Source organism: Kribbella sp. DT2 (assembly GCF_049844575.1).
In the GTDB taxonomy this organism is placed as follows: Bacteria; Actinomycetota; Actinomycetes; order Propionibacteriales; family Kribbellaceae; genus Kribbella.
In genome coordinates this window covers 489,624-507,414 of sequence record NZ_JBNCLH010000006.1, presented here as the reverse complement: position 1 = coordinate 507,414, position 17,791 = coordinate 489,624, and the positions used below count along the sequence as shown (strand labels likewise).

Annotated in this window: 15 protein-coding genes, 7 tRNA genes, 1 pseudogene and 1 riboswitch; of the genes and pseudogenes, 11 read left to right on the top strand and 12 right to left on the bottom strand. The window is 69.5% G+C overall.

The annotated features are described in order from the left end of the window. Positions 1-296: 296 nt before the first annotated feature. From ACLQ2O_RS26970 to ACLQ2O_RS26960, 3 genes are all read right to left on the bottom strand, one after another. Positions 297-368, bottom strand: a tRNA-Val gene (locus ACLQ2O_RS26970). 32 nt (positions 369-400) lie between these two features. Beyond that, positions 401-471 (bottom strand) — tRNA-Cys (locus ACLQ2O_RS26965). Between the two features lie 34 nt (positions 472-505). Further along, positions 506-578, bottom strand: a tRNA-Gly gene (locus ACLQ2O_RS26960). A gap of 191 nt (positions 579-769) precedes the next feature. Between ACLQ2O_RS26960 and ACLQ2O_RS26955 the strand changes: the two genes are divergently transcribed. Continuing rightward, complete coding sequence (locus ACLQ2O_RS26955) at positions 770-1,594, top strand: aminotransferase class IV (protein ID WP_425836180.1); 825 nt, start codon at positions 770-772, stop codon at positions 1,592-1,594. A 177-nt stretch (positions 1,595-1,771) separates the two neighbouring features. On the opposite strand, the gene ACLQ2O_RS26950 is transcribed toward ACLQ2O_RS26955, so the two are convergent. Next, the gene (locus ACLQ2O_RS26950; protein WP_425836178.1) at positions 1,772-2,338 is read right to left on the bottom strand and encodes a CGNR zinc finger domain-containing protein; all 567 of its coding nucleotides are present in this window, start codon (positions 2,336-2,338) and stop codon (positions 1,772-1,774) included. A gap of 114 nt (positions 2,339-2,452) precedes the next feature. On the opposite strand from ACLQ2O_RS26950, the gene ACLQ2O_RS26945 reads away from it, so the two are divergent. Then, positions 2,453-2,524, top strand: a tRNA-Val gene (locus tag ACLQ2O_RS26945). 265 nt (positions 2,525-2,789) lie between these two features. Here the strand turns inward: ACLQ2O_RS26945 and ACLQ2O_RS26940 are convergent. Next, positions 2,790-2,948, bottom strand: a complete 159-nt coding sequence (locus tag ACLQ2O_RS26940) for a response regulator transcription factor (RefSeq protein ID WP_425836521.1) — start codon at positions 2,946-2,948, stop codon at positions 2,790-2,792. 128 nt (positions 2,949-3,076) lie between these two features. Here ACLQ2O_RS26940 and ACLQ2O_RS26935 point away from each other — a divergent pair. The 3 genes and pseudogenes from ACLQ2O_RS26935 to ACLQ2O_RS26925 all read left to right on the top strand — a co-directional run. Next, positions 3,077-3,334: pseudogene (locus ACLQ2O_RS26935) on the top strand (ankyrin repeat domain-containing protein); the annotation flags it as partial. Between the two features lie 275 nt (positions 3,335-3,609). Further along, a complete protein-coding gene (locus tag ACLQ2O_RS26930; protein WP_425836177.1) occupies positions 3,610-3,783 on the top strand; it encodes a hypothetical protein in 174 nt (57 codons plus the stop codon). Continuing rightward, on the top strand, positions 3,714-4,058 hold the full coding sequence (locus tag ACLQ2O_RS26925; RefSeq protein ID WP_425836175.1) for an ankyrin repeat domain-containing protein: 345 nt from the start codon (positions 3,714-3,716) through the stop codon (positions 4,056-4,058). Before ACLQ2O_RS26930 ends, ACLQ2O_RS26925 begins: the two co-directional genes overlap by 70 nt. Positions 4,059-4,091: 33 nt before the next feature. Here ACLQ2O_RS26925 and ACLQ2O_RS26920 read toward each other — a convergent pair whose 3' ends face one another. Continuing rightward, positions 4,092-4,550, bottom strand: coding sequence for a pyridoxamine 5'-phosphate oxidase family protein (locus ACLQ2O_RS26920; RefSeq protein ID WP_425836173.1), 459 nt, complete (start codon positions 4,548-4,550; stop codon positions 4,092-4,094). A gap of 114 nt (positions 4,551-4,664) precedes the next feature. Between ACLQ2O_RS26920 and ACLQ2O_RS26915 the strand changes: the two genes are divergently transcribed. From ACLQ2O_RS26915 to ACLQ2O_RS26900, 4 genes are all read left to right on the top strand, one after another. Next, positions 4,665-4,737: transfer RNA gene (locus ACLQ2O_RS26915), tRNA-Gly, on the top strand. A 29-nt stretch (positions 4,738-4,766) separates the two neighbouring features. Then, positions 4,767-4,837, top strand: a tRNA-Cys gene (locus ACLQ2O_RS26910). A gap of 24 nt (positions 4,838-4,861) precedes the next feature. Then, a tRNA-Val gene (locus ACLQ2O_RS26905) sits at positions 4,862-4,933 on the top strand. Between the two features lie 1,438 nt (positions 4,934-6,371). Beyond that, on the top strand, positions 6,372-6,929 hold the full coding sequence (locus ACLQ2O_RS26900) for a GNAT family N-acetyltransferase (RefSeq protein ID WP_425836171.1): 558 nt from the start codon (positions 6,372-6,374) through the stop codon (positions 6,927-6,929). On the opposite strand, the gene ACLQ2O_RS26895 is transcribed toward ACLQ2O_RS26900, so the two are convergent. The 3 genes from ACLQ2O_RS26895 to ACLQ2O_RS26885 all read right to left on the bottom strand — a co-directional run bounded on the left by ACLQ2O_RS26895 (position 6,914) and on the right by ACLQ2O_RS26885 (position 10,248). Beyond that, positions 6,914-7,657: an SDR family NAD(P)-dependent oxidoreductase gene (locus tag ACLQ2O_RS26895; protein WP_425836169.1), complete on the bottom strand. Its 744-nt coding sequence runs from the start codon at positions 7,655-7,657 to the stop codon at positions 6,914-6,916. The genes ACLQ2O_RS26900 and ACLQ2O_RS26895 overlap by 16 nt on opposite strands. A 46-nt stretch (positions 7,658-7,703) precedes the next feature. Beyond that, on the bottom strand, positions 7,704-8,768 hold the full coding sequence (gene rsgA, locus ACLQ2O_RS26890) for a ribosome small subunit-dependent GTPase A (protein WP_425836167.1): 1,065 nt from the start codon (positions 8,766-8,768) through the stop codon (positions 7,704-7,706). A gap of 217 nt (positions 8,769-8,985) precedes the next feature. Beyond that, complete coding sequence (locus ACLQ2O_RS26885) at positions 8,986-10,248, bottom strand: YhjD/YihY/BrkB family envelope integrity protein (protein WP_425836165.1); 1,263 nt, start codon at positions 10,246-10,248, stop codon at positions 8,986-8,988. Positions 10,249-10,266: 18 nt separating this feature from the next. On the opposite strand from ACLQ2O_RS26885, the gene ACLQ2O_RS26880 reads away from it, so the two are divergent. Both ACLQ2O_RS26880 and ACLQ2O_RS26875 read left to right on the top strand, forming a co-directional pair. Next, on the top strand, positions 10,267-11,892 hold the full coding sequence (locus ACLQ2O_RS26880; protein WP_425836163.1) for an acyl-CoA dehydrogenase family protein: 1,626 nt from the start codon (positions 10,267-10,269) through the stop codon (positions 11,890-11,892). Positions 11,893-11,935: 43 nt separating this feature from the next. Continuing rightward, positions 11,936-12,017: riboswitch (ZMP/ZTP riboswitch) on the top strand. Positions 12,018-12,044: 27 nt separating this feature from the next. Beyond that, positions 12,045-13,493, top strand: a complete 1,449-nt coding sequence (locus ACLQ2O_RS26875; RefSeq protein ID WP_425836161.1) for a glycine hydroxymethyltransferase — start codon at positions 12,045-12,047, stop codon at positions 13,491-13,493. A gap of 71 nt (positions 13,494-13,564) precedes the next feature. Here ACLQ2O_RS26875 and ACLQ2O_RS26870 read toward each other — a convergent pair whose 3' ends face one another. The 3 genes from ACLQ2O_RS26870 to ACLQ2O_RS26860 form a co-directional block, all read right to left on the bottom strand. Then, complete coding sequence (locus ACLQ2O_RS26870; protein ID WP_425836159.1) at positions 13,565-15,451, bottom strand: glycoside hydrolase family 9 protein; 1,887 nt, start codon at positions 15,449-15,451, stop codon at positions 13,565-13,567. 141 nt (positions 15,452-15,592) lie between these two features. Next, the gene (locus tag ACLQ2O_RS26865) at positions 15,593-16,741 is read right to left on the bottom strand and encodes an MFS transporter (RefSeq protein ID WP_425836157.1); all 1,149 of its coding nucleotides are present in this window, start codon (positions 16,739-16,741) and stop codon (positions 15,593-15,595) included. 181 nt (positions 16,742-16,922) lie between these two features. After that, positions 16,923-17,489, bottom strand: coding sequence for an ArsR/SmtB family transcription factor (locus ACLQ2O_RS26860; protein ID WP_425836155.1), 567 nt, complete (start codon positions 17,487-17,489; stop codon positions 16,923-16,925). Positions 17,490-17,791: the final 302 nt, after the last annotated feature.

Here is a 17,791-nt window from a genome sequence, read left to right as displayed (position 1 = left end):
GGGTGCGGCGCACCAACTCCATCACCCCAGCGGCCGAGCGAAGCGAAGGCCCACCCGGCAGCGAACCTCAACCACAGCAGCCGAGCGAAGCGAAGGCGGAGCGGTGGGCGGCACCGAACGGCCGGCCCAACGCGGTACGACAGCCCACCCCAGCCCCAGCAGCCGAGCGAAGCGAAGGCGAAAGGGGGTGCGGGTGGCGAAGCCCCCGCAACGCGGCAAGCGAAGCGCAGCCGCACAAAACGACGAAGGCGACCCGGTCCGCGCTCTCCGCGGACACAAGTCGCCTATCGCCTTCGTGGACGATACTGGGATCGAACCAGTGACCTCTTCCGTGTCAGGGAAGCGCGCTACCGCTGCGCCAATCGTCCATGTGTTGAGTTGTACGAGCGGGGTTGATCAGAGGTGGAGACGGGATTCGAACCCGTGTACACGGCTTTGCAGGCCGTTGCCTCGCCTCTCGGCCACTCCACCAGGTGAGAAAGCGGCCTGCCGGATACCCTCTCCGAGCGGACGACCGGATTCGAACCGGCGACCTCAACCTTGGCAAGGTTGCGCTCTACCAACTGAGCTACGTCCGCGTCGCGACCGGTTTTCGTTCCCCCGGCGCGAGAAGAACATTAGCCCATCCAGGCGGGAGAACAAAAATCGGGGTACCCCTTCGTCACCCTGCGTTCACCACCTGATCACGCCTCAGGAGCCGAAATCCCAACGGTGTAAGACGAATCGCCGTACGGAGAGCTACTGTGTGGGCCGTTGGAAGGAGCAGGGAATGATCGTCTGGCTCAACGGGGCCGTTCTGCCGGATCCGTCGTCGACCGGGTTGTCGGTGCTGGACCACGGGCTGACCACGGGTGACGGTGTCTTCGAAACGCTGAAGATCGTCGACGGGCAGCCGTTCGCGGTGACCAAGCACCTGGAGCGGCTGGTGCGGTCGGCGACCGGGCTGGGGTTGCCGGCTCCGGACGTGGCCCAGGTCGAGGACGCGATCGCGACGGTGGTGAAGGCCGACCCGGACATCGCGTTCGGCCGGCTGCGCATCACCTACACCGGCGGGGTTTCGCCGCTGTCCTCGGAGCGCGGCACGTCCGGCCCGACGCTGGCCGTCGCGTCGCAGGCGATCAAGGCACCGGCGCCGACCTCCGCGATCGTCACGGTCCCGTGGGTCCGCAACGAGCGCAGCGCGGTCGCCGGGCTCAAGACCACGTCGTACGCCGAGAACGTGCGCGCCCTCGCCTACGCCAAGGAACGCGGTGCCAGCGAGGCGATCTTCGCCAACACGATCGGCAACCTGTGCGAAGGCACCGGGTCGAACATCTTCTGCGTGTACGACGGGGAGCTCGTCACCCCGACCCTCGGGTCCGGCGCGCTGGCCGGCGTCACCCGCGGTCTGGTGATCGCCTGGTTCGGCGCCGTCGAGCGCGACGTACCGCTGGCGAAGCTGGCCGAGGCCGACGAGATCTTCCTCACCTCGACCACCCGCGACGTCCAGGCCATCCATCGCGCCGACGACCGCGACCTCGCCACGCCCGGCGAAGTCACCGCCGCCGTCGCCAAGGTCTTTGCCGAACGGTCCGCCGAGGACGTCGACCCGTAACCGCTGTGGTACCGAGCAACAGGACGTCTCGCCGCTGGGTTCTGCTTCGCACGCTGGGAATCGCGGCGATGCGAGCCACCTGAGCGGTGACCTCCTGTCGTTCGGTACCCGCCACGGGCACAACGACAAGCCGCGCCGGTGCGAGCACCGGCGCGGCGTACGTCGTACGAGGGCCTGCTACTCCCCCGACGCCTTACGGCGTTCCCGGTACGCCGCCACGTGCAGGCGGTTGCCACAGGTCCGCGCGTCGCAGTACCGCTTCGAGCGGTTCCGCGACAGATCGATCAACGCGTCGTCGCAGTCCGGTGCCTCACAGCGACGCAAACGTTCGCGCTCCCCCGCCGAGATCACCTGGGCCAGCGCGATCCCGCACTCGACCGTGATCCGGCAGGTCAGCGACGCACCGTCCCGCGAGTAGTGGATGTGCCACGGATGACCGTCGTGGTTGGTCAACCGGGGCGTCGTCGTACCGCGCGCGACGATCGCGTTGATCATCGCCGCCGCCTCCGCGTCCGAACCCGTCGTGAACACCGGCGAGAACAACGGCCGCAGATCCCGGACCTCCTGCAGATCCGTCGCGGTGAGCGCCCCGACCGCGCTGAACTCCCGCTCCTGAACGAACTTCTCCAGCTCCTCGAGCGAGTCCATCGTGTCGACCTGGCTGTTCGGCCCGGGCAGCGTGTTGACCAGCCGGACCAGCGTGCCGAGCGCATGCTCGGTGTCGTGCGAGAAAGTCACAATCACGTCTCCAACGCGACGGGGTCTCCGTCCTGCAGCAAGAGTAGCCCGGCCGGTTTCGTACGTCGCCGTTCCATGCGCTATGGTTTCTCCCGAGCAACACCAGCAACACCCCAGAACGGGCGATTGGCGCAGTGGTAGCGCGCTTCGTTCACACCGAAGAGGTCACTGGTTCGAACCCAGTATCGCCCACGAAAGCGATAGGCGACTTGTGTCCGCGGAGAGCGCGGACCGGGTCGCTTTCGTCGTTTTGTGCGGCTTCGCTTCGCTCGCCGCGTGCGGGGGCTTCGCCACCCGCACCCCCTGGGCCTTCGCTTCGCTCGGCCGTTGTGGTTGGGGTTGTCTGGTGTGCGCGTTCTGGCTGGTGCTTTTTTGCCGCCCACCTGTCTGCCTTCGCTTCGCTCGGCTCCGTGGCTGAGGTGGTCTGTTGGGTTCGCCTTCGCTTCGCTCGGCTGGGTCAGGTGGGTGGGCGGATTATGCGTTGTTCGATTGCTCTGGCTACTGCTGCGGCTCGGGTGTCTACCTCTAGATTCGTGTAGATGTGGGAGAGGTGGGACTTGACTGTCGCCTCGCTGACGAACAGGTTGCGGGCTATCTCGCGGTTGGCCTGGCCTATGGCGAGGAGGGCGAGGATTTGTACTTCCCGGTCGGTGAGTAGGGGGCCTGTTCGGCGTAGCAGGCGGGCTCGCCGCCGCGCGCCGCTTGATCACCGCCAGTGCGGACGTCAACGCGGTCGACGACACCGTGCAGAGTGCCTTCCTGATCGCCGCCAGCGAGGGGTACGTCGAGTTGCTCGACCTCACATTGCAGCACGGAGCCGACGTCCGGAGCCTCGACAGCTACCGCGGTACGGCGCTGATCCGCGCTGCTGAGCGTGGTCACGCGAACGTGCTCGGCCGGCTGCTCCGGGCAGGAGTGGCGGTGGATCACGTCAACAACCTCGGCTGGACCGCGCTGCACGAGGCTGTTCTGCTCGGCAAGGGCACACCGCAGTACGTCGACACCGTGCGGCTTCTGATCGCGGCGGGAGCCGACCGCACCAAGCCGGCCGAGCGCGACGGCACCACGGCGGTGCAGGGCGCACGGAAGCTTGGGCAGAGCGCCGTGTCCGCCGTACTCGAGACTGAGCGCCCGGACTCCCCCGCGGCCGCGCTGCTCGCTGCGGCGACCTCGGGCGATGCGAACCGGGCCGCCGCAGCTCTGGCCGCCGGTGCGCCGATCGAGTCGACCGACAACACGGCCGTACGCCGCTGCTGCTGGCGTCATCGAACGACCGCGTGGAGGTCGCCCGGTTGCTGGTCGGGCTCGGCGCGGACCCGGACGCTCAGGACGATCGGCAGGATTCGGCCGGCTCGTCACCGGTGTCACCGGGAGCGTCGCCATGCTCGAGACACTCCTGCCGGCGCACCCGGACCTCACCCTGCGCGACCGGTTCGGCGGCGTATCGGTGATTCCCGCCAGCGAACGCGGGCACGTCGAGTACGTCCGTCGCGTCGTCCGGACCGAGATCGCCGTCGATCACGTCAACGATCTCGGCTGGACCGCGCTGCTGGAAGCCGTCATCCTCGGCAAGGGCACCGCGCCGTGGCAGGAGATCGTCCGCGTGCTCGCCGCCGGCGCCGACCCGTCGCTCGCCGACCGTGACGGGGTGACTCCGCTGCAGCACGCGCGGCGGCGCGGGTACGACGAGATCGCCGCGATCCTGCGTGAGGCGAAGGCGCGGTAGGCGGCCTGCCCGGCGGGAACTCGAGCGCTGCCCTCAGACCAGCCAGGTGCCGTCGAGCATCAGGTCCCTGCCTTTGAGCTCGTTCGCCTCGCGCCAGGACTGGATTCTCACCGGGGTGACCTCGAAGAACGGGTACGTCGCCTTGAGGGTTCTCGGGTCGAAGCCTGTCTTGTCGGCGAAGGTGTCGCCCTGCTCCTGGGTGGGGGTAAAGCGTTGCGCCGTACCGGTGACGAGGAGGACGTCGCGGGTGCCGCCGATGGCCAGGTGGAGGTGCGGGTTGGCCTGAAGGTTGAGGCTGGTGGGGTTGCGGGAGGCGGTGGACAGGAAGAAGGTCTCGCCGGTCCAGATGAAGGAGAGCGGGACGAGGTAGGGAGCGCCGTCCGTCGAGGCCGTGGAGACCCAGGCGTCGACGTCGGTGGTCAGGCGCAATAGCGCGTCGGCTTTGCGGGTGGCAAGAGGGCGCGCGGGAGGGGGTGTGTTGGTGCTCGTCACACCCGAAGTGTGCCAAATCAGGGGGTTCAGGAGGGTGGGATACCGATTTTTCTTGGCCCCGAAAGTGCGCTACTGTTCTGCTCTCGCAGGGAGCGAAAAGGTCCCGGTGAGAGTGCGAACGTAGCTCAGTTGGTAGAGCGCAACCTTGCCAAGGTTGAGGTCGCCGGTTCGAACCCGGTCGTTCGCTCGGAAGAGGTCAGCAGGCTGAGACTCTGTGGTGGAGTGGCCGAGAGGCGAGGCAACGGACTGCAAATCCGTGTACACGGGTTCGAATCCCGTCTCCACCTCGCAAAACCTTCAAAAGTTCATACGGACGATTGGCGCAGCGGTAGCGCGCTTCCCTGACACGGAAGAGGTCACTGGTTCGATCCCAGTATCGTCCACGAAGGCGATAGGCGACTTGTGTCCGCGGAGAGCGCGGACCGGGTCGCCTTCGTCGTTTTGTGCGGCTGCGCTTCGCTTGCCGCGTTGCGGGGGCTTCGCCACCCGCACCCCCTTTCGCCTTCGCTTCGCTCGGCTGCTGGGGCTGGGGTGGGCTGTCGTACCGCGTTGGGCCGGCCGTTCGGTACCGCCCACCGCTCCGCCTTCGCTTCGCTCGGCTGCTGTGGCTGAGGTTCGCTGCCGGGTGGGCCTTCGCTTCGCTCGGCCAGTGGGTTGATGGGGTTGGTAGGCCGCACCCCCACCGCGCACACCCCCACCGCGCACACCCCCACCGCGCACACCCCCACCGCGCACACCCCCACCGCGCACACCCCCACCTTCGCTTCGCTCGGCTACCGATGCCACAGGGATCCGTCGCCCCCCTCGGCGTCCACTCCTGTACTCCGGCCGCCGCGACCTCAACCACAAGACACCTGCCCGGCCGCATCGCCAACCTCCCCCACCCCATCCATCCCCCACGCGCGCCCCCGCACCGCGCGCGTTCGGCTACCGATGCCCCGGGGATCCGTCGCCGACCTCGGCGCCCCTCCTCCCGTACTACCGACCGCCGCGAGCTCAGCCACGGGACACCTCCCCAGCCGCAGAGCCGACCGCCCTGCGCCCTTGCCCGGTGGCGCCATCGCTTCGCTCGGCGGAGTTGGCGGAGCCACGACGCGACCGGCGTCGCGGGCGTTGCTCAACCGGCGGGAGCTACGCAGGCCTCCGACTCTAGGTGTACTCGGCCGTCAGGGTGGTGACATTGACACCGCCCCGCGCCCTCGTGCCACCACGCGACTGCCGGGCACCAACTGCCGCCTGCCTCACACCCGCCGGCCCCGTCGCCACTTTGTGCACCAGCCGGCCATCTCCAGGCACCTCAAACGGCTGACCGTGCACAAAGTCAACCGGCCACCGGCCCGCCGGTCCGCGCCCGCCCGCGCCACGGCCCGCGTCCCGCGGCCGCTCGCCCCCTGCGCTCGCGGGACTCTGTGCACCGGTCAGCCATACTCGTGGCCTCCGGACGGCTGGTGGGTGCACAAAGTGAGACAGGCGCGACTGGCCGGTGCACAAACTCGACTGGGAGAGGGAGCGCGGGGCGGCGGGAACGGCATGTAGCAGGTAGTGAGAGCGCGGGGCGGCGGGAACAGCATGTAGCGGGTGGTGAGAGCGCGGGGCTCTGCAGGGCCTGGTGAGCGGTGCCGGCATCGCCATCGTTCTGGCCGAGTACCGCCAGGGCGGCCCCGTAGGCATGCAAGCTGGGCCGTGTGCCCTCGGCGACATGACCGTCTTCTGCGCCCCGGCCGATGGGGGCGCTCAACCATGGGGCACCTCGTCGGACGCGTGGCCGGCCCGTGGTTATTGCGTGGAAGTTGATCCTTGGGGCTGTTTGAATCCTGGGGCATGGGCTCTGTGTGGGTGGGTGAGCGGGTTCGGCTGCGGGCGATCGAGCCGGAGGACTGGGCGGACTTCTTGCGGTTCGACCAGGACAGTGAGGTGCAGCGGAACGCTGACATGGTGCACGTGCCTCGGTCGGCGTTCGGGATGCAGGCTTGGGCGGAGGAGCAGGCTACGCGGGGAGAGGCTGACGACAAACTGCAGTTGGCGATCGAGGCCGTGGAGACGGACACGTTGGTGGGGGCCTGTTCGACCGACGACACCGATCGGCGGGCGGGGCGGTTCAGTTACGGGATCGCGATCGGGCGGGAGCACCAGCGCAACGGGTACGCCAGTGATGCGGTGAAGGTGTTGTTGCGGTTCATGTTCGAGGAGCGGCGGTACCACAAGGCCGAGGCTGGGGTGTACGCCTACAACGAGGCTTCGCTCGCGTTGCAGGAGCGGCTGGGGTTTCAGCGGGAGGGGCAGCTGCGGGACCACGAGTTTCTGGCGGGGGCCTACCAGGACCTGGTCGTGTTCGGGATGACCGCGGAGGAGTTCGCCGCGCTTCACATGCGGAGGTGAGAGCCGCCGTTGAAGTCGAGGACCGTGCCGGTGGCGAACTCTGCGGCGGGTGAGGCGAGATAGAGGATTGCTGCGGCGACTTCTTCGGGTGCTGCGACTCGTTCTAGCGGGCTCTCCATACGGCGGCGTTCGTAGCCGTCGCCGGCCAGGGCTTCTGCCGCCATGTCGGTGGTGGTCCAGCCGGGGGCGATCGCGGTGACGGCGATGCCCTCGGGGCCCAGGGCTCGGGCCAAGGACTGGGAGAGCGAGACCAGGCCGGCCTTGCTGACGCCGTACGCCGGTTGGTTCGGTTCGCCGCGGAAGGCTCCCCGGGACGAGACGTTGACGATGCGGCCGCCGCGGCTCATGTGCTGGACGGCGCACCAGCACGCGTTGGCCGCGCCGATCAGGTTCACGCCGAGCGTGTCGGCCCAGGCCTGCTGCCATTCCTCGTACGACGTACGCCGGATCGGATGCGGCGCGTACACCGCCGCGTTGTTGACCAGCACGTCGATCCCGCCGAGCGCCGCCGCGGCTTCGTCGACCATCCGGCGGATCGCGTCGGGGTCGGCCAGCTCAGCCTGTACGACGACGTGCCCCTCCCCCGGCAGCTCCTTCAGCACGTCCGCGGCGGCCGAGGCCGACGCGCCGTAGTGCACCGCGACCCGGTCCCCGGCCGCGGCAAAAGCCTTCGCTGTTGCCGCGCCGATTCCTCGGGAAGCTCCCGTCACCAGCACCGATCGACTCATACCCCGAGTCTTCCACCGATCCCGATCGCACACTCGGCCGGATCACTCACTGCCGCGGCGTGATGTCCTTGCGGTAGTTCTTCGTCTGCCGGGCCCACTCCTTCTTCGCCTCCGCGCGCAGCCGGGCGTCCGTCCGCCGGGCCATGAACGCGGCCTCGCGCTTCAGCTTGATCCAGCTCTCGTACCGGCGGACCGGAAGGGTGCCGTCGGCAAGGGCTTTCTGCACCGCGCAGCCGGGCTCGGTCTGGTGGACGCAGTCCTTGAACTTGCAGTGCTCCGCCAGCCCGCTGATGTCCGGGAACGCCGAGGTCAGCCCCTCGCCGAACTCCTGCAGCCCGATCCCCCGCAGTCCAGGTGTGTCGATCACGACGCCGCCCTGCGGCAGCAGGATCAGCTCACGGCGTACGGAAGTGTGACGCCCCTTGCCGTCCTCGCGGATCGCCTGGACGTCGAGCAGCTCGACGCCGGCCAGGGCGTTGACGAGCGACGACTTGCCCGCGCCACTGACGCCGAGCAGCGCCATCGTCGCGTTGCCGGCGAGCAACCCGCGAACCTCGGAGATCCCTTCGCCGGTCGTCGCGCTGCAGACCACTACGTCGGCACCGGGCGCGGCCGTGGCGACGTCCTCGGCGATCGAGTCCGCGTCGCCGACGAGATCGGACTTGGTCAGTACGACGACCGGCTGCGCGCCGCTCTCCCAGGCCAGGGCGAGGAAGCGTTCGATCCGGCCGATGTTCGGCTCGGGGATCAGGCCGACGACGATGGCGATCACGTCGACGTTGGAGGCGAGCACCTGGCCGCGGGACGATCCGCCGACCTCGGCGCGGACGATCGCCGTACGGCGTGGAGCGATCGCCTCGAGCGTGATCCGGTCGTCGGGCCACTGCCGCAGGCCGACCCAGTCGCCGGTGCACGGGGACGACTGGGAGTCCTCGGCGACGGCGGCGAGCACGCCACCGGACCAGCTGGCGCGGACGGGACCGTCCTCGGTGAGAACGGTGGACAGGCCTTTGTCGACCCGGATGACGCGGCCGTGGATCAGGCCCGGAAGAGCAGAGAGGTAGTCGGCCGTGGGCTGGTCCAGGCCGAGGGATTCGAGCGTTGCTGACATGGTGCGACGAACCTTTCGGGAGGCCCGGCCGCGGAGATCAGCTCGGCGGCCGAACAGTGTGGGAGAGAGCAGGCCCATCGGCTCGGTGGTCCTCGTGGGCCAGATCGGAGTTCATGGTCGTCTCAACTCCCTTCAGGGGTTCCTGCCGCCGGATCCCGGCGGACTGTCGCGCTACGGAGAAGCGTAGGTCGACTTGCGACCCACCGCACCGGAATTACTACGGCGTGGATTCGGACCGGTTCGTCTGCGAAACCTTGTCGGGCTCGGCGGTCGCCATCTCGGCCGCCGGCTTCTCAACAGCAGGCTTCTCGGCAGCAGGGTTTTCGACAGCAGGAGGCTCAACAGCAGGAGGCTCAACAGCAGGCGCCTCGGCCACCACCGGCTGCTTCTCCGGCGCCGGCTGCCCGTCGTGCGACGGATATCCCACCTCGTGCCCCGGCGGATCAACAGGCGACCCCGGCGACATCGCCTCGACGGTCCGAGCAAGCTTCACCTCAGGCCGCAGCTCGCCCGGTGTCAGCGGATGCTCCTCGTGGTGCGGCTCGGCCTCGGCCTTCATCACCGGCTCTTCCTTGCGCGCCTTGTGCGGCCAGAGCCGGTCGACGACCGCGTTCAGCGCGGCACCGATCAGTACGGCGATCGCCGTCATGTACAGCCACATCAGTACGGCGATCGGCGCCGCCAGCGGCCCGTAGATCGACGTACCGCCGACCGTGCTCTGCAGGATCCAGCGCAGCACGAAGCTGCCGAGGATCCAGATCGACAACGCCAGGAACGAGCCGGGCAGGTCCGAGACCCACGGCGTCCGGACCGGCACCGACAGGTGGTACAGCGTGTTCAGGAAGCCCGCCGACAGGATCGTCACGACGGGCCAGTACAGCTGGTGCAGGAAGTCCAGCCGGTGCGGCAGCAACGCGTCGACCGCGTCCGGGCCGGCCAGGACCAGCGGCAGCACGATGACACCGATCACCAGCGCCGCGCAGTACAGGCTGAACGACAGTGCCCGGGTCCGGACGATGCCGCGCTTGCCGCCCATCCCGTACATGATCGTGATCGTGTCGACGAACACGTTGAGCGCCCGGCTGCCCGACCACAGCGCGAGCACGAAACCGATCGAGATCACGTCGGGCCGGCCGCCGTTGAGCACCTGGTTCAGCGTCGGCACGATGACGGTCTTGACCGAGTCGTCAGTCAGCGCGCGGGCCGCCAGGTCGGCGATCTGGATCTTGATGTCCTCGATCGTCTCGACCTCGAAGTACCGCGAGGCGATGAAACCGATCGAGCCGGCCAGCCCGAAGATCAGCGGCGGCAGCGAGAGGATCGCGAAGAACGCTCCCTCGGCGGCCAGCCCGGTGACCCGGTAGCGCAGACAGGTACCGACGGTCTGGGTGATCAGCTTCCAGGTCGTCGCGGGAATACGTCGCAACCAGGCGAGTGAGACCGACGTCCCACCGCCTCGCGCTGACCCAGAGCGTGCCATACCGCTTACCGTACTGACATGGCGGACCCAAACGCTGCAACGAACCAGGCTCCCCCACTCCACGGAGTGAACTTCTTCACGCAGGACTCCTCCCTCGGTGACGCTCTGCGCCCGCACGGGGACCTGGCGAAAGATCCGGCGCTGGCGGAGCTCGGAGAGCTCGCGGGAACGCAGGAAGCGCTCTCCCACGCGCTCCCGGCGAACCAGAACTCGCCGGCCCTGAAGACGCACGATCGGTACGGGAACCGGATCGACGAGGTGGACTTCCACCCGTCGTGGCACTGGCTGATGGACAAGGCCGTCGGCTTCGGGCTCCAGGCCGCGCCGTGGACCAGCGACAAGGCGTCCCCGCACCTGACCCGCGCGGCCGGGTTCTACGTGTGGTCCCAGGTCGAGCCCGGCCACGGCTGCCCGATCTCGATGACGTACGCCGCCGTACCGGCGCTGCGCGCCTCCGAGTCCCTCGGCAGCGAGTGGATCCCGAAGCTCACCTCCACCCAGTACGACGTACGCCGGCTGCCCGTCGCCGAGAAGACCGGCGTGCTCGCGGGCATGGGGATGACCGAGAAGCAGGGCGGCTCCGACGTCCGAGCGAACCTGACCACGGCGACGCCGACCGGCAGCGGTGACGAGTACCTGCTGACCGGGCACAAGTGGTTCTGCTCGGCACCGCAGGCCGACGTGTTCCTCGTGCTCGCCCAGGCGCCCGAGGGTTTGAGCTGCTTCGTCGTGCCGAGGGTGCTTGCTGACGGCAACCGGAACGTCTTCGCGCTGCAGCGGCTGAAGGACAAGCTCGGCAACCGCTCCAACGCGTCCAGCGAGGTCGAGTTCAGCGGCACGGTCGGGTACCGGCTCGGCGACGAGGGCGCCGGAGTGCGCACGATCATCGAGATGGTGGCCGCGACCCGGCTGGACTGCGTGCTCGGGTCGGCGGCGCTGATGCGGCGCGCGCTGGTCGAGGCGACCTGGCACACGTCGTACCGGAGTGCCTTCGGAGACCTGCTCCGCGACAAGCCCGCGATGCGCAACGTGCTGGCGGACCTGGCGGTCGAGAGCGAGGCAGCAACCGCTCTCGCGATGCGGCTCGCTTCGGCGGTCGACGCGTCCGAGGCGGGTGACGAGCAGGCCAAGGCGTTCCGGCGGATCGCGCTGCCGCTGGCCAAGTTCTGGGTCTGCAAGCGGACGCCGATGATGGTCGCCGAGGCACTGGAGTGCCTGGGCGGCAACGGGTACGTCGAGGAGTCGGGGCTGCCGCTGCTGTTCCGCGAGTCGCCGCTCAACTCGATCTGGGAAGGCTCGGGCACGGTCAACGCGCTCGACGTGCTGCGGGCCCTGCGCAAGCCCGAGTCGTTGCAGGCGTGGCTGACCGAGGTCGGCGCGGTGCGCGGTGCCGACCATCGGCTGGACGCGGCGGTGACCGACGTACTGGAAGCGCTCTCCGACGCGACCGAGGCCGAAGCCGGTGCGCGACGGCTGGCGGCACGGATGGCTGCTTGTCTGCAGGCGTCGCTGCTGGTCCGCTACTCGACAGCCGAGGTGGCCGACGCGTTCGTGGCCTCGCGACTGGCGGGCGACTGGGGTGGAGTGTTCGGAACGCTGCCCCGCACGACGCCGTTCGGAGCGATCGTCGATCGCATCTTCTGACAGAGCAGGGAGTTGCCCGGCCGAAGACCGTCACACGCTAGGGTTACCGCGTCGCGACTGGCGCGTGAGGTGGAGAACCACCGGGGAGCGAGAAGACGTCGGCACCGTGCGCCTGGGTGCCGCGACCGAGTGCAACCGCAGGAGAGACGACGATGACTCAACCCTTCGACGCGACCGCCGCGTCGGCCGCCTACCGCAACGCTCTCGAGGTCATCGGCGCGGTCGAACCGACCGTCGCCGGCGCCATCCGCTCCGAGCTGGAGGACCAGCGCTCCTCGCTGAAGCTGATCGCGAGCGAGAACTACGCCTCCCCCGCCACCCTGCTCACGATGGGCAACTGGCTGTCCGACAAGTACGCCGAGGGCACCGTCGGCCACCGCTTCTACGCCGGCTGCCAGAACGTCGACATCGTCGAGCAGGCCGCCGCGGACCACGCGAAGGCCCTGTTCGACGCGCCACACGCCTACGTCCAGCCGCACTCCGGGATCGACGCCAACCTGGTCGCCTTCTGGGCCATCCTGGCCAACCGGATCGAGTCCCCGGCGCTGGCCGAGGCGAGCGCCAAGCACGTCAACGACCTGTCCGACGAGGACTGGGCCAAGCTGCGCAAGGCGCTCGGTGACCAGAAGATGCTCGGCATGTCGCTGGACGCCGGCGGTCACCTGACGCACGGCTTCCGCCCGAACATCTCCGGCAAGATGTTCCACCAGAGCTCGTACGGCACCGACCCGGAGACCGGGCTGCTGGACTACGACAAGGTCGCCGCGACCGCGCGCGAGTTCAAGCCGCTGATCCTGATCGCGGGCTACTCGGCGTACCCGCGCAAGGTCGACTTCGCCAAGATGCGCGAGATCGCCGACGAGGTCGGCGCGACGCTGATGGTCGACATGGCGCACTTCGCCGGTCTGGTCGCGGGCAAGGTCTTCACCGGCGACTTCGACCCGGTCCCGCACGCGCACGTCACCACGACCACCACGCACAAGTCGCTGCGCGGCCCGCGCGGTGGCATGGTGCTGTGCCAGCCCGAGTACGCCGACGCCGTCGACCGCGGGTGCCCGATGGTGCTCGGCGGCCCGCTCAGCCAGGTGATGGCGGCCAAGGCCGTCGCGCTGGCCGAGGCGCGGCAGCCGGAGTTCAAGACCTACGCGCAGAACGTCGCCGACAACGCGGTCACGCTGGCCGAGGGCCTGATGAAGCGTGGCGTGAAGCTGGTCACCGACGGCACCGAGAACCACCTGGTCCTGCTCGACGTCTCGTCGTACGGGATCACCGGCCGGCAGGCCGAGTCGGCGCTGCTCGACGCCGGCATCGTCACCAACCGCAACGCCGTACCGCGTGACCCGAACGGTGCCTGGTACACCTCCGGCGTCCGGATCGGCACGCCGGCGCTCACCACCCGCGGCTTCGGCGGCGACGAGTTCGACAAGGTCGCCGAGCTGATGGTCGACGTCCTGTCGAGCGTCACCCCGACCACCACGGCGGCCGGTGCCGCGTCGAAGGCGAAGTACGTGCTCGCCGACGGCGTCGCCGACAAGGTCCGCGCGGCCTCCGCCGAGCTGCTCGACAAGCACCCGCTCTACCCGGGCCTCGACCTGAACTGAGGGTGCCGAGAGCGCGTGCCGCCTCCGGGCAGCACGCGCTCTCTGCTCTTCGGTCCCGACCACCCGGGGCGCTAGAGGCTCAGCGCGTAGACCGCGATCGCGGCGAAGTCGTCGGCCGGTTCCGAAGCCTGCCAGGAGCGCACGTCGTCGACGTACCGGGAGCCCTTGCCGGTGAAGGGTTCGTAGCGGTCGACGCCGCTGGACGGGCAGGGGCGCATGGCGTCGAGGTTGTCGCCGAGGCCTTCCTCGAAGAGGTCCGCGGAGTTGGGACCGTTGACGACGGCACCGACCAGCGGCCGGTTCTTGATATTCGCGATCTGGTGGTGCGGGCAGCGTTCGATCGGCTCGCCGACGCCGATCATGAACGGCACGCCCCACGGGTTCGCGCCGAAGTTCCAGTCCAGCTGGCGGGCACCGAAGCTGTCGTAGTGGCGGTCGCCGGTGACGGAGCGGTAGAGCCGCGCGGTCGCCGCGAGGCCGAAGGCGTGCGGTACGGCGTCGAAGTTGTCGTACTGGGCTCCCGCCCCGAAGGGCTCGCCGGCCGCCCGCCGGACGCCGATCTCCAGCTGCGCGCGAAGATCGGCCGTCACCGCGGTCACGTCCACCCGCGGCGAGCGATCAGCGCCGGAGAGCGCGATCCGGCGGTCGGCCCGTGCCGCGCGGATCAGGTCGGCGTGGGCGAGCGCGCTCACGTCGTACAGGTTGAAGGTGTCGCCGCCCGCTTCGTGCTCGAGGTACTGGCCGGCCCAGTAGTCCGCCCTTTGCAGCCACGTCCTGGCGCGTGGGTCGCGGAGCTTCTGCGCGGCCAGCGCGAGCTCGGCGGCACCCAGTTCGAGATCGTCGCGCCACGCGCTCTCCGGGTAGAACGCGAACGGCAGCGACGTGACCAGCTGACTCACCCCGGTCGTCTTCGCCTGGGCGTAGATCTGCGCGGCCGTCTCCAGGTACCGGCGGGCTTTCGTCAGGGACAGCTCGACCTGCGCGGCGAGCGCGAACGCGGCCGCCGTCCGGCCGGCCAGGTTCGGGCTGATCGGCTCGCCCGGCGCCGCGGCGCGGAAGACCGGGCGGTTCTTCAGGAAGCGCTCTCCCGGGGCGGAGAGCGAGTCGTCCACCTCGGGCAGCCGCCAGACGTCGTGGTCGCCGACGAAGGTGCCCTCGACGTTCCCGGTACCGACGCCGACCTGGATGTAGAGGGTCTTCGTCCGCTCGTCCCACATCTTGTCCAGCCAGTCGAGCCCGTGCCGCGCCTCCTTCAGCAGCGTGGGATTCAGCCGCCGGCCGTCCCGGGCCGATGCCCACAGCAACGAGTCCGAGTACGCCGCGATGTGGGTGAACTTCAGGTAGTCGCCGGCGTCGAACCACCCGCCCTCGACGTCGACCGGCCCGCCGATCCGCTGCAGCTCGCCGGTCGACGCGTCCGTGTCCGGCCCGGAGAACACCGGCCAGTCGTAGACCGACGACGCACGATCGGTCAGGTGCGACGCCTTCCGCCCGAGCGGGCCGCTCGGCACGTGCGCGCCGTCCCGCTGCTCGGTGAAGAACCCGACCGCCTTGTCCGCCGCTGCCTGCTCCAGCCCGTCCCCGACTTTCACCTCGAACTCCGGCGAAGGCCTCGACGAACCCTCAACCTCAACGCGATATCTACCCGGCCGGCGTACGGCGGAGAAGTCGATCCGGTGGACGTGCGCGTACGCCGCGTTCCACTCCCCCGCGTCCGCACCGACGCGCCCGGTCAGTACGCGGCGCCCCCATCGATCGAGCACCGAGAACCTTGCGCCGGTCATCGCCGAGCCGCTCATCACGTACCCGACCTTGGCGGCGCCCGCGGCGTACCCGAGCTGGTTGATCCGCACGAGCCCGTTCGTCGGCGTCACCTCGGAAGCTGCGGCGGTCGTCATCGCCAGCACAAGACTGGCGGCGACCGCGAGCGGCAGGACGGCACGGCGGAAGGGGCGCATGGCGGGGCTCCTCGAGCATCAACCGTTAGGAAACCTTCCTATTGGTCGCCACAAACTAGCGTTCCGCCCGGCCGCCGGCAAGAGATCGCGCCTACTCGCCGCCGAGCGCCTTCTCCAGGTGCCCCGGTGGGCCCACCCAAGTCAGGTCAACCGGCTTGCCGACCAGATCATCAGCACAGCGAAGAACACGCCGAGAAAGCCGCAGGCGAAGACGATTCCGGCACCGGAGGCCAGGGCGCCGAAGCCGGTCATCGCCAGCGGCATCAGCGCCTCGTCGGACAGGCTGACGATGCTGCTCGTCCGACCCAGGTACGCCGGGGAGATGGTCTGCTGGAACGCGGCGGACAACTGCGCCGACGCGAGCCCGGCGGTGAAGCCGATGACGCCCATCGCGACGAAGACGCCGGCGCGGGGTGCGAAGCCGATCGCCGCGCAGCCGGCGGCCTGGAGGATCAGCGCCAGCAGCCCGGCGCGGGCCAGGTTGGCCGGCTTCCACCGCATCGCCAGCACGGCGCCGGTCGCGGCGAGGATCCCTGAGCACGCCTGGAACAACCCGAGCGAACCCGCACCCCACCCGGCGGCCGACGTACGCTGCACCAAACCGACGGCCAGCACCGGGCCGACGCACAGGTTGAGCCCGAAGAACGCGATCACCAGCGTCCGCGCCGGCAGGTCCCCGCGCAGGTAGCCGAAACCGGCCTTGAGGTCGGCGCGGATCGACGAGCCGGCCGACGACACCTGCGGGAGCCGGGGCCGGACGACCCAGGCCAGCGCGATCGCGATCACCCCGAACGAGACCGCGTCGACGACCATCACCGCGGCGAGTCCGCCGTGCGCGACCACGAACCCGCCCAGCGGCGCGCCGACGAAGACCGCGAGCCGGTTCGCCAACTGGGTGCCCGCGGCAAGTTTCACCAGGTCCTCGGCTCGCACCATCCGCCGTGGCATCGTCCCGGCCGCCGGCGTGTAGAGCGCGTCCACCAGCCCGAACAGCACGGCGACGACGAGCAGGAGCGCGAGGGAGACGCCGGCGATCGCGACCACCACCGCGGCGACGGCCAGCACGAGGATCCGCCCGAGGTTGGCCAGGATCATCGTCCGCCGCGCATCCAGCCGGTCGGCCAGAGCGCCACCCCACAGCAGCACCAGCGCCCGAGGCAACGCCCCGATCCCCATCACGAGTCCGGCCCCAGCGGGCGACGTCACCTGCGCCGCACTCCAGGCCAGGCCGATGTACCAGGCGACGTCCCCGGCCTGCGACACACCCGCCGACAGGATCCACCCCTGCACCCGCCGGTCCCGCCCCAACGGCGGAAAGGTGGGCTCCGCCTCAGCCGCCGGCGCACTCACACCGACCGACCGAGGTGACGGGGGAAGGATGCTGCTCCAACAACAACTGGCGCCGCCGCGGCCGCGGCCGCGGGCGACGTTGTCGGCGCCGTCCAAGCCTCCCGCACCACGACCTCGCGCTTCATGGCCGTGCCGGTACGGCGTGGGCGAAGACGAAGACCGGGTGCGCACCCTCACCCTCGGACGGCTCGTCGACGTACTCCTGGATCAGAGCGCTGAGCCGCGCCCCGAGCTCCTCCAGCCGCTCCGGCGTCACCGTCACCCAGCTCTCGGTCGCGACCGCCGCGCGGACCCACGGCTCGTCGTACTCCGACCTCAGGCCGAACCACTGCCGGACCTTCGTCGTGTGGTGCGTGAGATTCGCCTCCTCGGCGGTCTCCGCGACCAGTTCCGCGGCCGGGTCCCCACCGGCGTCCGCGATCGACCACGAGTACGACGCCTTCGCCGATCGCCACCAGCGCTCGCGCCGGGTCCTGGCCAGTTCCGGCGCCTCCACGATCACGCCGGCGGCGGCCAGCACCTTCAGGTGGTGACTGACGTTGCCCACCAGCTCCCCCGTCGCCTCGGCCAGCCGCGACGCCGTCGACGGCCCGTTCACCCCGAGCAGGTCGATCAGCCGCCGGCGCAGCGGGTGGTGGATCGCGGCGATCACGGACGGATCGGCGGTACGGCGGTTCGCGGGGCTCATGGGCCTACCGTAGCGATGACAAGACCTCTTGCGCAAGAATTCTTGCAGATAACGAACTGAGCGCGAAACAATCACGACCCAGTCGGTGGACTTATCCACATGCTGAGAATGCATCTCGGGATGCAGGATAGGGAGTTGATTTGTCAGCCGCCTGCGCTGATCGTGGTGACCATGCTCGCTGCCCTGACCACCCACCTCGTAGGTCGCATTCATGTCGACCTCGGGCGGATGCGCAGCGCCATCTGTTGTCCTTCGACGATCTGACAGCCACCCTGCCGGGCCCCTCACGGCCCCTTGATCAC